The sequence below is a fragment of the Kribbella pratensis genome (assembly GCF_004366075.1).
GTDB classification, from domain to species: Bacteria; Actinomycetota; Actinomycetes; order Propionibacteriales; family Kribbellaceae; genus Kribbella; species Kribbella pratensis.
In genome coordinates, this window is record NZ_SODU01000005.1 from 50078 (window position 1) to 65820 (window position 15743).

Below are 15743 nucleotides of genomic sequence, written 5' to 3' on the forward strand. Positions count from 1 at the left end.
CGTCGACAGTCCGCAGGTCAGGCGGGTGGGGTGATGCTCCAGATGCCGCGGCCGTGGGTTGCCGCGTAGATGTTGCCGTCGGGACCGGACTCGATGTCCATGACCGTTGTCGTCGGCAGGCCGGTGCCCAGGACCTGCCAGTTCGTGGCACCCGGTGCGCGGTAGAAGGTGGCGAGGTCGGACCCGACCACCAGCGCTCCGTTGGCCAGCTGCTTGACGGCGCTGGTCGGGATGTCCGGCAGGTTCGCCGAGATGTCCGACCAGGTCGTGCCGCCGTCCTTGGTCTCGTACACGTGGCCGACACCCGCACCCGGGCCCTCCGTGAAGCGGCGCGAGAAGCCGTTCACGGCGACGTACGCGTGCTGCCCGTTGGCCGGATCGATGCCGACGCCGGCGAGGTAGCGGTTCGGGAAGCTCGACGGCAAGGTCACCTGGTGCCAGGTGCCGCCCGAGTTGGTGGCCAGACCGCGAGCGAAGCCCTCGTTGTTGCACGGCCCGCACCAGCTGACCCACCCGACGCCGCCGCGCATCGCGACCGCCGTTGCCGAGTGTCCGGCGCCGAGATCGAACGCCTTGGTCCACTCGGACGCGCTCCGCATGCCCCAGCCCTTGGCGGAGGTGTAGACGTACTGCCCGCCCGCGATGAAGCCGCTCGAGTTCGCGGAGTCGATCGCGATCGGGGCGATGAACCGCGGGCTCGGGTCACCCGGGTCCAGGCTCCACGAGCTCGCCTCGGCCTCGCTCAACGCGCCCTTGTTCAGCGCGCAGTTGTTGGTGATCTTGACGGCCAGGGCGACGTACTCCTGCAGCTGGTTGCAGCCGTTCTGCGGATCGGCTGCACCGTCGCCGCCGTCACCGCCGAAGTTCGAGCCCATCTTGGTGTCGGAGTTGCCGCCGCTCGGCTTCACTCCGAACAGGTTCGAGACGCCGTTGTCCTGCAGGCCGCCGGACACCACCACGCCGCCGTTCTTGGTGTCCTTGCCGACCGAGACCGAGTAGTACTGAAGAGCGTCCATCGTCCCGTCGGTGGTCAGCGACTGCCAGTCTGTGGCGTTCTTGTTGGCGTTGACCTGCCCGTTCACCGGACGCTTGTAGATGCCGCCGTCGTTGCCGACGAAGACGACCGGCTTGCCGCCCGACGTACCCACGGCGACCGAGTGCTGGTCGGAGTGCGGCGCCATCGGACAGGTGTTCTTGGAGTCGTCGATGTTCCAGCACGAGAAGCCGAAGTTCCAGTACGGCCCGACGGTGGCCCAGTGCGACCCTGCGTCGGTCGTCTCGAACACTTCCTCCAGGCCCGCCCACACGTGGTCGGCGTTGGCCGGGTCAACGGTCAGGAACTGGTTGTACCAGGCCTGCACACCGACGGCGTACCCCTTGCGGTCCAGAGCGGAGCCGCTGTTGTGCAGGATCTGCGGATCGGCGATCTTGTTCCACGGACCGGACGGGCTACCGGTCTTGGAGACGAAGATCCCGGCGAGGCTCGTGCTGCCGTTGATCTTGCTCGGCTGCTGCACGAGCGCGTACAGACGGTCGCCGGTCTTGCTGAACGCGAACGTCGTGTAACCGACGTCGGTGCTGTTCTTGATGCCGCCCAGCACCACGCTCAGCCGCTTCCAGCTCGACGGTCCGGCGGTGTAGTCGTTGGTCTCGTAGAACCCGTTGTAGGTGTCGCCCGAACGCCATCCGATCGCGGCGATGATGTGCTTGGGGTTCTTCGGGTCGATCGCGATGTCGTTGACGATGTTCTTGTACGCCGCGTTCGTCGCGCCGCCGGTCTGAGTACCGGCCGGCACCAGCACGTTGCCGGCGTCGTCCTTGATCTCCGGCATGAAGTCCGGGTTCGGGTAGAACGCGACCTTCCAGGCGCCCGCGCTGGTCGACGCGTCGTGGTACCAGACGCCGCGGTTCGTCGCGGCGAAGACCTGCCCGCCGCCCCACCGCAACCGGCCGACGGTGGTCGATTCCAGTTCCTTGCCGCCGACCCGGTCGGACGGCGCATAGGTGCCGGTCACCGGGTTCGCGAGACGGTAGACACCGGATCCGACGTACGACGTACCGCCGGTGTTCGCCTCGCCCGTCGCGTACCAGAGCGAGCCGTCACCGGCGAGCTGCAGGTCGCCGCCGCTGAGGGAAGGTAGCGAGTCGCTGAGCGGTGTCCAGTTGCCACCGCCCGACGTGGAACGCCATACGCCTCCGTTCGCGCCGGCGGCGTACACGTGGTTGGCGTTGTCAGCCGCCAGGCCGGTGACGCGGCCGGTGACGTAGCCGGCGCCGCCACTGGAGTTGGAGTACCAGTCACGGTAGCGGGAGTCGTCCGCGTCGTACGGGACTCTCGTGACGTCGTGCCAGGTCCCCGAGGTGTGCGGGAGCGCCGTGAGCTGGGCGAACGCGGCCGAGTATGCGCCCGGGGCGACGATGCCGCCCGGCGCGGTCCTGGCCTGCTCGAACTCGTCGGCGATCGTGAAGGCTTCCTTGGACTCGCTCTGCATCTCCGACGGGTTGCCGCCGGCGATCATCAGAGCCTTCTCCATCACGGCGGCGTTGTAGTGCCGGCCGGCCCACTGGTGCTTGAGCCACTCTTCCTTCAGCTCGTAGCGGCCGGCGTAGCCGCCGATTCCGGCGGCGATCAGGGCGGCCCCCAGGCCGCCGGCTATGACTTTGCGGGTGCGTGTGGCCAGCGAGATTCGCATGACGTACTCCGGATGTTTCTTGACGGGTCGCCGTCCCGAGGCGGCGCTCCCGTAGCCCTGGGTCAACGCACAGAGCCGCGGAGACCATACGTCCGTTGTATCGGCCATGGAAGTAATTGGTCGCGCTCCGCGACAGGCAAGGGAAAACCTGCGGCTCCCAGCCTGGGCGGGTCCGGCGCGAGGGAGCCGTCGGGAGCCACGTGGGCAAAGATCTGCTCGACCAGTGCGATCACGTGGGGGTCCTGGACGGTGTAGAACTGCCGGCGGCCCTCGCGCCGGGCGCTGACCAGGCCGGCGAGGCGGAGTTTGGCCAGGTGCTGGCTCGCCGTCGGCACGCTGACTCCCACCCGGGCGGCCAGCGTGCCGACGTCGTACTCGCCACAACTCGCCAACGCGACCAGGTGCAGTCGGACCGGCGCCAGCAACAGGCCGAACGTCCTGGCCGCGGTGGCGAGCTGAGGCGAGGTCGGCTCGATCATGCGTCCGCGTGCACCCTGGGTTGGATCGGCGTCCCGTGCGGATCCCGGGTCGGGTACCCGAGAGCCGCGTCGATCAGGTCCTCGAGCCGATCACTCAACCCGTGTGCGAGTACCAGGGCCTCGCCGTGTACCTCATCGAGGGGTACGCCGAGGACTCGGTGCAGGAAGGTCTCCAGCAACTGATGACGTCGATCCGGCATGACGCCCTCCACTCAGTAGATGTTGGACGGCCGGACCATGCCCTCGGCGAGGTCGCCGAAGCCGGGCGCCATGATCGCGCCGGGGTTGCCGATGATCTCCTCGACGACCGCGGTCTCGGTGGTGATCAGCAGCGCCGCGATCGAGGCCGCGCTCTCCAGCGCGGCCCGGGTGACCTTCAGCGGATCGATGACCGCTTCGGCGACCATGTCGCCGTACTGGCCGGTGAGCGCGTTGAAGCCGTGACCGCGCGGCAGTCCGGCGACCTGGGCGACCACCTCGTCGCCGTCGTACCCGGCGTTGATCGCGATCCACCGCAGCGGTTCCGGCAGCGCCCGCCGGACGACCTCGCGACCGATCGCCTCGTCCCCGGTCAGCTCCAGCTTCGACAGCACCGCCTGCGCCTGCACCAGGGCGGTGCCACCCCCGGCGAGGACACCCTCCTCGAGCGCGGCACGGGTCGCGGCGAGTGAGTCGTCGACCCGCAGCATCCGTTCCTTCAGCTCGACGCTCGTCGCGCCGCCGACCCGGATCACCGCGACCTTGCCGGCCAGCCGCGCCATCCGCAGTTGCAGGCTGTCCTGGTCGGCGTCGATCTTGGCCCGTTCGAACTGCTTCTCCAGCTGGGCGATCCGCGCCTCCACCAGGGACGCGTCGCCGTGACCGCCGACGATCGTGGTGCTGTTCTCGGTGATCGTGATCCGGTCGCAGGAACCCAGGTGCTCCCGGCTGACCTCGTGCAGGTCGAGGCCGGTGTCCTTCGCGATCACGGTGCCGCCCAGCGCGGTGGCGAGATCCTCCAGCTCCGCGATCCTGCGGTGCCCGAAGCCGGGAGCGTGCACGACGACGGACCGCATCGTGTTGTGCATGTTGCCGCCGACCAGCAACTGCAGCGCCGGGCCGTCGACGTCCTCGGCCAGTACGACGAGCGGACGGTCCATGCGCTTGGCGACCTCGATGGTCGGCATGATGTCCTGCACCTGGGTGATCTTCTTGTTCGTCAGCAGGATCACCGGGTTGTCGTAGACGGTCTCCATCCGCTCCCGGTCGGTGACCATGTACGCCGACACGTACCCGTGGTCGAACTCGATGCCGTCGACAACCTCCACCGACATCCCGAGCGTGTCGGACTCCTCGGTGGTGACGACGCCGTTGCGCCCGACCCAGTCGACCGCGTCCGCGATCACCGCGCCGATGGTCTCGTCGTCGCTGGCCGCCAGGGTCGCGATGTGCCGCAGCTCGTCCCGGCCGCCGACCTCGACGGCCCAGCTCCGCAGCGTCTCGATCACCACCGGCACGGTCTGCTCGATGCCGCGCCGTACCCGCATCGGATTCGCGCCCGCATCGACCTCGCGCAGCCCTTCGCGGACCATCGCCTGGGCGAGCACGGTCGCGGTGGTGGTGCCGTCGCCGACCACACCGTTCGTCTTCATCGCGACTTCCTTTACCAACTGCGCGCCCATGTTGGCGAACGGCTCGCGCAGCTGGATCTCCCGAGCGATCGTGACACCGTCGTTCGTGATGGTCGGCGGGCCGGTGAGCTTCTCCAGCACCGCGTTGCGGCCTTTCGGCCCGAGCGTCACCTTGATCGCGTCCGCGAGCGCGTTCACCCCCGATTCGAGCAACCGTCGCGCGTCCGTGTTGAATCGCAGTTCCTTCGCCATGGTCAGACCGCCTTCGCTGTCACGGGATGAGGATCGCCCGGCCGCGGACCCGGCCGTGGTCGAGATCGTCGAGAGCCTGCTGGAAGTCCTCCAGCGGGTACTTCGTGGTGTGCAGCGCGACCTTGCCCTGCGCCGCGAGCTCCATCAGGTCCTGCAGGTCGTTGTAGGAGCCGACCAGGTTCCCGATGAAGTTGATCTCGGTCGAGATGACGTCGATGGTCGGTACGTCGAGGTTCTCGCCGTACCCGACGACGTAGTAGTTGCCCGCCCGCCGGAGCATCGCCACCCCGTCCGCGGTCGCGCCGCCCTCACCGACGAAGTCGATCACCGCCTCCGCGCCGGCGCCGCCGGTCAGTTCCCGGACCTTTTCGACGTGCGTGCCATCGGCAACGATTCCGTGATCGGCGCCGATCTCCACCGCCAGATCCACTGCCGCCTGGTTGCGATCGACCACAACCAGCGTCGCCGCCGAGATCGCCTTCATCACCTGGATCCCGATGTGCCCGAGCCCACCGGCGCCGATCAGCACACAGACGGCGCCGGGGCGCAGCGCTCGCGCCGCCTTCGCTGCCGCGTGGTACGCCGTGAGCCCGGCATCGGCCAGCGCCGCCACGTCGGCCGGCTCCAGGCGATCGTCGATCGCGACGACGCTGCGGGCAGTCGTCCGCAGATACTCGGCGTACCCGCCGTCGGTGTCGATGCCTGGGAAGCTGCTCGCCTCACAGTGCACGTCGTCGCCCGAGCGGCAGGCCCGGCACAGACCACAGGTGATCAGTGGGTGCAGGATGACCTTGTCGCCGACCGAGACGTGCGTGACGGCGTCGCCGACCGCGTGCACCCAGCCCGCGTTCTCGTGCCCGATCGTGTACGGGAGCCGTACGCCGCTCTTCTCGGCCCACTGGCCTTCGAGGATGTGCAGATCGGTCCGGCAGACGCCCGCGCCGCCGATCCGCACGACGACGTCCAGCGGTCCGGTGATCTTCGGTTCCGGGATCTCGGTGAGCTGAAGCTTGGTGTGGTAGCCGATCACCTGCACGGCTCTCATGTGGTCCTCCTCGTATCGGTGATGAGGCCGCCCGGCTCGTTGTCGTAGCGGGTGGCCAGCAGGCCGCGGCAGAAATGCGCGTTGCCCTCGACGGAGATCCGGACCGCCTTCGCGAACCGCAGGCGCATCGGGATCGCCTCGGCCGGCACCGGTACGCCGTCGTCGCCGACCAGCACCAGGTCGTCCGGCCGGATGCCCAGTCCGATGGCAGTCCGGCGACGCAGCAGGGCTTCCTTGTGGGAGCCGCCGGGCAGTTGCCCGAGCGTGAGCCCGGGCAACTGCTCGACGGTCGTACCGGTGGATCTGAGCAGTGCCATCACGCTGCGCTCCATCGCGGCGGTGTGCGCCTTGCGCTGGAAGATCCTGCGCAGCTCGTCCAGGTCCTGCTCGGCCTCGGATCCGAAGGTGCCGACGTACCCCGCGTCCGCGGCCAGGCCGGCGTTGATCTTGTCCGAGTCGTGGTGATCGTCGAGCAGGACGGTCACCTTCCCCACCTCGGGCACCCGGCGCAGCGCGTCGACCGCGTCGGATGCCATCAGGTAAGCGAAGTTGGGTGCGCAGAAGGACGTCGGCAACCGGAGGTGGACCGTCACGCCCGTCGGGTCGATCCGGATCGACCGGACGAAGCCGAGGTCGGTGATGGGCTGGTCCAACTCCGGGTCGACAACGGTCGCCAGCGCCGCGACGACTGCGGACTGCAGCGAAGTGGCGACCGCGATCATGACGCCACGGCTTCTTCCCTCGACACGGTACCGGCGGGAAGCCTGAGCTCTTCCGGTACGTCGAGGCCGTACAGCGCCGCCGCGTTCAGGCCGAGGATCTTCTTCTTCTGCTCGACCGTGATCGGCGCGTACTCGGTCAGTTCCGCCGGGATCTGGAAGTCGACGAACGCCTCCACCAGCCACTTCGGCGTCCAGAGCGCGTAGTCGCTGGAGAACAGGATCCGGTCCTCGCCGATCCAGTAGAGCAGTTCGCCGATGATCTGTGCGAAGTACCCCGGCCGGGTGTGGATGAACGGCATCGCCACCGCGAGACCGCCGTACACGTTGGGTTCCTGGGTCGCGATCCAGCAGAAGTCCTCGAGCCGCGGCAGGCCGACGTGCTCGACGATGAAGTTGAGCTCGGTGTAGTCGGTCGCCACCTTGTCGATGTCGGCGACGTCGAACGAGTCCCGGTCCAGCGGCCGGATCGTGGGGCCCTTGTGCACGTGGATGTTCTTGATCCCGAGCTCGAGGCACTCCTCGAGGTAGCGCCGCGACCACGGGTCGTCCAGCTTCCAGCCGCGCGAGTCGCCGTACCACTCGGCGGTGTAGAGCTTGACGCCCTGCAGGTTCATCCGCGCAGCGTCTTTGCGAAGCTGCTCAAGTCCCGCCTCCGCGTGCCTCGGGTCCCAGGCGTGGTTGTACGTGAGCTTGCCGGGGTTCGCCCGGGTCAGCGCGAGTGCGTCCTCGGTCTGCCCGAACCCGTTGACGTAGAAGTCGCTCAGGATCGCGGGCTGGAAGATCGCGTGGTCGACGTACCCGTCCTCGAAGAGGTCCTTCAGCAACCGCTGCCCGCCGTAGTAGGTGTAGGTGTCGTAGTCCCAGACGACCTCTTCGGGGCTGAGGTTCTTGTGGTAGTCGTAGAAGCAGTCGATGAACTGCTTGCCGTGGATGTTCTTCTGGTTCGAGGCGCGACCGTCCCACAGGGCGATGTGCGCGTCGACGATGAAGTACTTCTCGCCGTTCTTCTCGTACATCCCGGCCTCATTTCGTGGTGAGGTCGAAGCCGATGTACTCGGCGGCGTCCTCGGGGCTGGCGAACAGGATGGTCTTGTCGTCCAGGTGGACCATCCGGCCGTAGTGGGTCGAGCTGATCTCCTCGAAGACCGAGCCGTCGAACTCCGAACCGAGCGCGTCGGTCAGCTCGGCGTAGTCGAAGTCGAGCAGCCCTACTCCGTCGACCCGGATCATCGAGGGGTACTCGGTGAGCTCGACGCCCTCCTTGGCGCCCATCACCTCCGCGACGACCCGGCCGATCGGCGTGTTCATCAGGGTCACGCCGCACTTGTTGGAGAACTCGGTGGCCGATCCGAACTGCATGCTCACTGGTCCAGCTCCTTCGGAGAGTCGAGCCCGAGATCCTCGAGCAGCGAACGGAACTTCTGCTTGGCCGCGTCCAGGCTGGACGCGAACGTCACGGACTTCTCGGCCGGCTGCGACCAGATCGGCTGCAGGGCGTGCGCGGCATCGAGGCAGCGCGGAACCCAGATCGCGAGCCACTCGCCGAACAGCACCTTGTTGGTCTCGCCGTACTCGGCGTCCCGGGTCAGCAACCGGAACAGGTTGCGGGTGTAGCCGAGGTCGCGGTCGTAGTCGTGCTCGCCGGTGCCGACGATGGTCGGCGTGATGTAGTCGCCGTTACGGGCGGCGATCTGCATCACCAGCTCGGTCCGGAACAGCGACCCGACCAGCTGCTCGAAGACGATGTTGGCCGCGAACAACAACTCGCACCAGTCCCCCACCGCGGTCAGCCGCTCCACCACCTCGCGGGTCGGCTGCCACTCCGGCGCGCTCTTCCAGACCTCCTTGTGGGCACCGCCGTCGAACGGTACGTCGGCTTCCGACAGGTCCAGGTTGAACAACGCGAGGTCCTGGGCGAAGCGCATCTTGTGGGCGGCGTTGACCGCGACCGCGGTGTTGATCATGTTCGTCGGCCCGGACCGCTGGATGCTGGTGAAGACGTGCAGTGCGAGACCGTTCTCGGCGTGCATCCAGGCGCCGAGGTTGCGCTCGATGAACTTCAGCCAGGCGGGGTTCCAGCTGTCGTACGCGCGGGCCCGCTTCGCGTTCTGCAGGCACAGGTCGACCTGGTGGACCACGGCCGAGTTGTTGCGGTAGATCGTCTGGTCCCACTCCTCGTTCGGGTCGAGGAAGGCGTGCCAGTTGGACGACTTCGCGGCCGTCCACTCCTTCGGGTAGCCGCCGGGACCGTCGCCGAAGCCGTAGATCCAGCCCTGGCTCAGGTGCCGCTCCGGGTCCGGCTGCACGTCAACGGTGACATCCTCGTACATCGTCGCGCGCAGCTTCGCCGGCTTGTAGTAGTTGTACGCGCGGCTCGTCGAGCTCGGGAACTCCAGCGCACCGGCCTCGGAGTCGGTGAACTCGATCGTCGGAAAGCTGCGCTGCTTGGTTTCTGTCATCTCAGGCTCCATCGGTAGTCGCTGGACTGGTGAACTTGTCGTAGAAGACCTGGTCCTTCGGCACGTTGCTTGCCTCCAGCAACGTCAAGGCGGCGTCGACCATCGGCGGCGGGCCGCACAGATACACCTCGCTGCGGTGCAGCTCGGGCTCCCGCCGTTCGACGATGTCGGTGACGTTGCCTTCCTCGGCCCGCAGCCCGTCCGAGCCCTGAGCCGACTCGGACAGGCAGGCGATGAATTCGAAGCCGGTGAGATCGGCACCGAGCTCCTCGATCGCATCCAGGTAGAAGAGGTCGGCCGCCGTACGAGCGCCGTAGTAGAACCGGACCGGACGGGTACTGCCGGTCTCCCGCAGATGTCGCAGGATCGACAGGATCGGGGCCATCCCGGCCCCACCCGCGACGCAGATCACCGGCAGCACATGGCCGTCCTTCAGCGTCGACGAGCCGTACGGCCCGGTCAGCGACAACTCGTCGCCGACCACGAGCTCGCCGTCGAGCAGGGCGGAGAACCGGCCGCCCGGGTACTTCTTGATCAGGAACTCGATCTCGTCCGGCGTCGACTGGGTGGTCGCCATGGAGAACGATCGGTGCTCGTCGGTGCCGGGGATCGTGATGTCGGCGTACTGCCCCGGCCGGAACTCGAAGGGTCGCTCGGTTCGCAGCCGGAGCGAGACGATGTCCCGGGTGACGGGATCGATCGCCTCGACGCGGGCGCCGACGGTCTGGATCGGGATGCCGCCGAGCAGCTCGTCCTCGTCGAAGTTGAGCAGCTCGATCGTGCAGTCGCTGAAGGCGTGCGCCCGGCAGAGCAGCACGTACCCCTCGGCGACCTCGGCGTCGTTGCAGGCGAAGGTGGAGTAGCGCTCCATCTGCAGGTCACCGTCCAGGACGTACGACTTGCAGGCGGAGCACTGCCCCTCCCGGCACCCGTGCATCAGGTGGATGCCCTGCCGGAACGCCGCGTCGAGGATCTTGTCGTCCTCCGTGACGTCCATCTCGATGTCGACCGGTTCGAAGCGGATCCGGTGGGTGTCGGCCATGGCGGCCTCCTCCTGATACTGAGTCGAATTCGGGCGGGATTCAGGCGGCCGTCGTGCCGTTCGCGCGGTACGCCGCCACGTGGGCCGCGCGCTCGGCGTCGGACATCTCGTTCAGCAGCACGTTCGGGCTCATGAACGTGTTGCCGCGGACGTCGTCGAGGGTCCACAGCTTCTTCGGGTCGTCCAGGTCGAGGTGCGGCTGGCCGATCAGCGTCTTGCCGTCGTCACGCACGTACCCGAGGTCCTGCACGATGTCGGCCAGGTCCTTGTTGTGGTGCAGGGTCTCCCACTCGCGGAAGCCGGTCAGGCGGCCCATGTTCGGCGTCGGCCGGCCGTCGTACTCGCCCCGGAACGCGACCGCGTCGGTCCAGTAGCACGTCTCCGAGCAGTACGTGCGCCACTGGTCGTCGACCTTCTCGACCACCATGTCCTCGCGGATGAGGGCAGGCACCATGCAGGTCCAGCAGCGGTGCGGGTACTGGTACCCGACCTCCTCGAAGGCGATCGGCTTGTTCCGGCCCGGGTACGCGAGCCGGTTGTAGTTCTCCCACCACTTGCCGTACTTCGAGTACCAGCCCGGGTACTTGTGCTCGAACCACTCGAAGTCCTTGTCGGTCATCGCGTCGATCCGCCAGTAGTTCACCGGCCAGCCGGTCGCGAAGAACCGGGCCACCTCGTGCACGTAGCCCTTGTTGGTGATCCGGTTCCACGCTTCCTCGACCAGGTCGTGCGGAATCGTGAGACCGTACTTCTCCAGCGGCAGCAGGTAGCTGCGGTAGTAGTCGTCGTAGATCCACCGACGCCACATCTCGGCGTACGACTCCCGGTCCCTGCGCCGGTCCTTGGTGCCGTACTCGATGAACGTTCCGATGGCGGCGTCGACGACACAGTGGTTGTTCCACCACGCGTACCGCAGGTCGCGCTCCAGCAGCGGCCGGTTGCGCTCGTCGGCCAGGGCCATCAGCAGGATCGAGTAGCCGTTGCTGATGTGGCGCGACTCGTCGGACTGCACCGAGTGGAACACGGTCGGCAGCAGGTAGTCGCCGTTCGCGGCCGCCTCGTCCGGCATCGCGACGAACAGCGTGTTGGTGAACGCGGTCTCGGCGACCACGGTCAGGTAGATGTTCGCGGCGGTGATCGCGTCACCGGTGATGAACCCCTCGCCGAACTGCCGGCCGATGGTGCCCGCGTAGTTGTTCGCGAACGCCTTCTCGGTCATGTCGAACCCGGCCGGGTCGATGTAGTTGTTCATGTACAGGCGCTTGAGGTTCATCTGGATCGTCGAGTGCCTGACCTCGTCGATCATCTGTACGGCGAGCCCGTTGTGGATCTCGGGGTTCGGTACGGCGTCGATCGCCATCGGCATCGCCCGCGCCGCGGAGATCTCCGGGAACGGGATGATCGACAGGAACAGCTTCTGCCACTCCAGCCAGCGTTGCTGCACCTGGCGGAACATGTTCCCGCGGATGGCGCCGTCCATGGCGCCGTACACGCGGTTGTCCTTCTCCTCCTCCATCGGGAAGTAGGACCGCATGATCTGCTTCAGCGGATCCTTCTTCGGCGCCTTCTCGAACGTGTAGTCGGTGCCGAAGCGGGTCGCCGGGGTCGCGAAGGTCGGTTCCCAGGACAACTCGGTGATCTTGGCGTGGGCCTTGGTAAGACTCTGCCTGCTCAATGTGGGCCTCCATCATCGGGGTTGAACAGTGATGAAAGCCGCGGATCGGAGGTCTCTGTGTCTCAATGTGAGATGGCGGTCCCGCGGCAGGGGGCTACCGTGGGAGCAGTTCCGCTGGTGACGGACGTGAAGGAGACGGCCATGGGCGCTGCACAGCCGGTCCGCGATCCGATCCGAGTGTCGTGGGAGCGTTCACACGCCTCCCAGGTGGATGTAGACCGCCCGGCACCGGCGTACTTCGACCGGATCGACCGCGAGACCACGCTGATGCGGGCGGCCCGGCCTGTCATCGACGCACTGTCGGCCGAGCTCCACAACGAGCCGGTCTGCATCATCCTGACCGACGCGAAGGGTGTGGTCCTCGACCGCCGGGGCGGCGACCCGGCCCTGCTCCGACGACTGGACTCGGTCGACCTCGCGCCCGGCTTCCAGTACGCCGAGTCCGCGGTCGGGACCAACGGGATCGGTACGGCGCTCGAGGTGTGCGGACCGATCCTGGTCGACGGCGCCGAGCATTACAACGGGAAGCTGCGGATGTTCTCCTGCGCGGGCGCACCGATCACCCATCCGGTCACCGGCGGCCTGCTCGGCGTACTGGACATCACCACCCAGGCGAGGAACTCGAACTCGATCCTGCTGTCGTTCGCCAAACTCGCGGCCCGGCGGATCCACGAGCGGGTCGTCGAGGAGGCGAACGCGCTCGACCACGCCTTGCTGAGTGACTACTACGCGGCCTGCCGGCACAGCGGTGGACCGGTGCTCGCGCTGGGCGACGAGGTGTTCATGATGAACTCCTACGCACAGGCGCGATTCGACGCCATCGACCAGGCGGCCCTGATCGACCGGACCCGCGACGCGCGCGGCGGCACGAAGCCACAGGTCTTCGTCACCGATCTACCCAGCGGGACCACCGCCCGGATGGCCTATCGGCCGACCTTCGTCGGCGACACCCTGGCCGGTGGGGTGATCCAGATCAAGGAGCAACGTCTGCCCGCCCGCAGCCACCAGGCCGCCCGGCTCCCGGTGGTCCCCGGGACGACCGGAACCAGCGCGGTCTGGCAGCACGTCATCCAGGAGATGCTGGAGGCGTGCAGCCGGTCCGAGTGGCTGATCGCCGACGGCGAGCCGGGTGCGGGCAAGCTGTCATTGCTGCGCGCTGTTCGCAGGCACGTGGCACCTGAGCGGCGGCTTGCGGTCCTCGATCCGGCGGTAACGGGCGAAGAACTGGTGGCCGAGGCCCGCGCGGAGCTGGAGTCCGGCGCCGACCTGATCATCCGGCGGGCGCATCTGCTGACCGGAGAGGCCCTCGACGGCTTCACCGAGCTCTTGCAGAGCGTCCGCGACGGCGCGATGGCCGGGGACGCCTGGGTCGCGCTCACGCTGCCGTCGGACCGCACCGAGATCGCCGACCAACTGCTGGCCTTCTTCCCGCGGACCGTCGAGGTGCCGCCGCTGCGGCATCACGTCGAGGACGTTCCGGCACTGGTCCGGTCGCTGCTCGCGACGGCCGGCATCCACGGCCTGACCTTCTCCACCGCCACGATGAACCAGCTGATGCGGCTGCCGTGGGCGGGCAACATCACTCATCTGCGCTCGGTCCTCGCAGCCGTCGCCAGACGACGCCGGTCCGGCGTGGTCGAGCTGGCCGACCTGCCGCCCGAGTGCAGGGCCACGACCCGGCGGCAGCTGACGCCGATCGAAGCGCTCGAGCGGGACGCCATCGTCGACGCGTTGTCGACGTACGACGGGGACAAGAAGGCCTCGGCCACCGCGCTCGGGATGTCCCGGGCAACCATCTACCGCAAGATCCGCGAGTACGGAATCGTCACCTGACCGGGCGGGCCGCTCACAAACGAACAGTCCTACGCAATCCGTGACCGTCCGGCTACGGTCAGCCCAGGTTTATTGCAGATCGTTACCAAGGGGGAACCACCCGGGCCTGCGGGCGCACCCCCGGCTCCAGTAGGTTCTGGCCATGAGCGATTCCGACACCTTGACGAAAACGGGTTTGGTGACGCTGACCGGTGTCAACAAACATTTCGGCGAGCTGCACGTCCTGAAGGACATCAACTTGTCCATCGCCAAGGGCGAAGTGGTCGTGGTGATCGGTCCGTCGGGGTCCGGGAAGTCGACGCTCTGCCGCGCGATCAACCGGCTGGAACCGATCGACTCGGGCGACATCCTGCTGGACGGCCAAGCGCTGCCCAGCGAGGGCAAGGCGCTGGCCAAGCTGCGGGCCGACGTCGGCATGGTCTTCCAGTCGTTCAACCTGTTCGCGCACAAGACGATCCTGCAGAACGTCACCCTCGGCCCCTTGAAGGTCCGCAAGACCGACCCCAAGCAGGCCGAGAAGCGGGCGATGGAGCTGCTGGAACGGGTGGGGGTGGCCAACCAGGCCTCGAAGTACCCGGCTCAGCTGTCCGGTGGCCAGCAGCAGCGCGTCGCGATCGCGCGGGCGCTGGCCATGGACCCCAAGGTCATCCTCTTCGACGAGCCGACGTCGGCGCTCGACCCGGAGATGATCCAGGAGGTCCTCGAGGTGATGGTGGACCTGGCCAAACAGGGCATGACGATGGTGGTGGTCACCCACGAGATGGGCTTCGCCCGGACCGCGGCGAACCGGGTGGTGTTCATGGCCGAGGGCGAGATCGTCGAAGAAGCCAGCCCGGAGACCTTCTTCACCAACCCGACCTCGAGGCGTGCCCAGGACTTCCTCGGCAAGATCCTCAAGCACTGACCTCCGCCCGCAGCCGTACCCAGCAACGAAACGAAGGGGAACCTGATCATGAGAATGCGCACCCTCGTCGCCACCTGCGGCGTCGCAGCGCTCGCGCTGACCGCCGCCGCCTGTGGCAAGGACGAGCCGAGCGCCGGCGGCGGCAACAGCGGCGGCAACGCGACCGACTCCTGTGGCGAGCTGCACAAGTTCACCGCCGCGACCGGCGTGGACGTGCCCGGCAGCACGGCGTTCACCAAGATCAAGTCCGCCGGCAAGGTGACCGTCGGCGTCAAGGCCGACCAGCCGAACCTCGGCTACAAGGATGCCGACGGCAAGCGCTGCGGCTTCGACATCGAGGTGGCCCGGATGGTGGCGGCCGGCCTCGGCGTCGACCCGGACAAGATCGAGTACAAGGAGATCCCGTCCGCGAACCGCGAGACCGCGATCGCCGGTGGTGAGATCGACTACTACGTCGGCACCTACTCGATCACCGACAAGCGCAAGAAGCAGGTCTCGTTCGCCGGCCCGTACTTCATCGCCGGTCAGGACCTGCTGGTCCGCAAGAACGACCCCTCGATGGACGCCGGCAAGACCGCCCTGAAGGGCAAGAAGGTCTGCTCGGCGACCGGCTCGACCCCGATCCAGCGGGTCAAGGACGAGCAGCTGACCGAGGCGAGCAACATCTCCGAGTTCAAGACCTACTCGGAGTGCGTCTCGCAGCTGCTGGACAAGAAGGTCGACACGGTCACCACCGACGACGCGATCCTCAAGGGGTACGCCGCGACGGCGCCCGACGAGCTGCGCGTGGTCGGCAAGCCGTTCAGCACCGAGAAGTACGGTATCGGCCTGCCGCTGGCCGACAAGGCGCTGCGCGAGAAGGTGAACTCCATCCTGGAGACGTCGGCCTCCGACGGCACCTGGAAGGCGATCTACGGCGAGACGCTCGGCAAGTCGGGTTCGGACTCGACCCCGCCGCCGCTCGAGAAGTACTGATCCAGCAGCCGGCCGCGGTGTCCTCGACTGGGCTCCGCGGCCGGACTTTGTTCC

At 67.5% G+C, this 15743-nt stretch carries 14 protein-coding genes; 3 read left to right on the top strand and 11 right to left on the bottom strand.

Going from position 1 to position 15743, the window contains the following annotated elements; translation table 11 throughout:
* Positions 1–17: 17 nt before the first annotated feature.
* From EV137_RS36880 to EV137_RS36930, 11 genes are all read right to left on the bottom strand, one after another.
* The gene (locus tag EV137_RS36880) at positions 18–2693 is read right to left on the bottom strand and encodes a WD40/YVTN/BNR-like repeat-containing protein (RefSeq protein WP_134132816.1); all 2676 of its coding nucleotides are present in this window, start codon (positions 2691–2693) and stop codon (positions 18–20) included.
* A 62-nt stretch (positions 2694–2755) separates the two neighbouring features.
* Complete coding sequence (locus tag EV137_RS36885) at positions 2756–3172, bottom strand: ArsR/SmtB family transcription factor (protein ID WP_134011366.1); 417 nt, start codon at positions 3170–3172, stop codon at positions 2756–2758.
* Positions 3169–3372: a metal-dependent transcriptional regulator gene (locus tag EV137_RS36890; RefSeq protein WP_134132818.1), complete on the bottom strand. Its 204-nt coding sequence runs from the start codon at positions 3370–3372 to the stop codon at positions 3169–3171. The genes EV137_RS36885 and EV137_RS36890 overlap by 4 nt, the downstream gene beginning before the upstream one ends.
* 12 nt (positions 3373–3384) lie before the next feature.
* The gene (gene groL, locus EV137_RS36895) at positions 3385–5034 is read right to left on the bottom strand and encodes a chaperonin GroEL (protein WP_134132819.1); all 1650 of its coding nucleotides are present in this window, start codon (positions 5032–5034) and stop codon (positions 3385–3387) included.
* A gap of 19 nt (positions 5035–5053) precedes the next feature.
* A complete protein-coding gene (locus tag EV137_RS36900) occupies positions 5054–6079 on the bottom strand; it encodes an NAD(P)-dependent alcohol dehydrogenase (protein WP_134132820.1) in 1026 nt (341 codons plus the stop codon).
* Positions 6076–6801, bottom strand: coding sequence for an iron-sulfur cluster assembly protein (locus EV137_RS36905; protein WP_134011359.1), 726 nt, complete (start codon positions 6799–6801; stop codon positions 6076–6078). Before EV137_RS36905 ends, EV137_RS36900 begins: the two co-directional genes overlap by 4 nt.
* Complete coding sequence (locus EV137_RS36910; protein WP_134011357.1) at positions 6798–7817, bottom strand: amidohydrolase family protein; 1020 nt, start codon at positions 7815–7817, stop codon at positions 6798–6800. Before EV137_RS36910 ends, EV137_RS36905 begins: the two co-directional genes overlap by 4 nt.
* A gap of 7 nt (positions 7818–7824) precedes the next feature.
* Positions 7825–8160 (bottom strand): propane 2-monooxygenase effector subunit MimD, encoded by a 336-nt coding sequence (gene mimD / locus EV137_RS36915; RefSeq protein WP_134011534.1) that lies wholly within the window; start codon positions 8158–8160, stop codon positions 7825–7827.
* A gap of 2 nt (positions 8161–8162) precedes the next feature.
* The gene (locus EV137_RS36920) at positions 8163–9260 is read right to left on the bottom strand and encodes an aromatic/alkene monooxygenase hydroxylase subunit beta (RefSeq protein WP_134132821.1); all 1098 of its coding nucleotides are present in this window, start codon (positions 9258–9260) and stop codon (positions 8163–8165) included.
* Between the two features lies 1 nt (position 9261).
* Positions 9262–10302 (bottom strand): 2Fe-2S iron-sulfur cluster-binding protein, encoded by a 1041-nt coding sequence (locus EV137_RS36925; RefSeq protein WP_133788667.1) that lies wholly within the window; start codon positions 10300–10302, stop codon positions 9262–9264.
* A gap of 40 nt (positions 10303–10342) precedes the next feature.
* Positions 10343–11977 (bottom strand): ferritin family protein, encoded by a 1635-nt coding sequence (locus EV137_RS36930; RefSeq protein ID WP_134132823.1) that lies wholly within the window; start codon positions 11975–11977, stop codon positions 10343–10345.
* 141 nt (positions 11978–12118) lie between these two features.
* On the opposite strand from EV137_RS36930, the gene EV137_RS36935 reads away from it, so the two are divergent.
* The 3 genes from EV137_RS36935 to EV137_RS36945 all read left to right on the top strand — a co-directional run bounded on the left by EV137_RS36935 (position 12119) and on the right by EV137_RS36945 (position 15689).
* A complete protein-coding gene (locus EV137_RS36935) occupies positions 12119–13810 on the top strand; it encodes a sigma-54-dependent Fis family transcriptional regulator (RefSeq protein WP_134132824.1) in 1692 nt (563 codons plus the stop codon).
* Between the two features lie 175 nt (positions 13811–13985).
* Positions 13986–14714 (top strand): amino acid ABC transporter ATP-binding protein, encoded by a 729-nt coding sequence (locus tag EV137_RS36940; RefSeq protein ID WP_166680147.1) that lies wholly within the window; start codon positions 13986–13988, stop codon positions 14712–14714.
* Between the two features lie 48 nt (positions 14715–14762).
* A complete protein-coding gene (locus tag EV137_RS36945; RefSeq protein ID WP_134011345.1) occupies positions 14763–15689 on the top strand; it encodes a glutamate ABC transporter substrate-binding protein in 927 nt (308 codons plus the stop codon).
* Positions 15690–15743 lie beyond the last annotated feature (54 nt).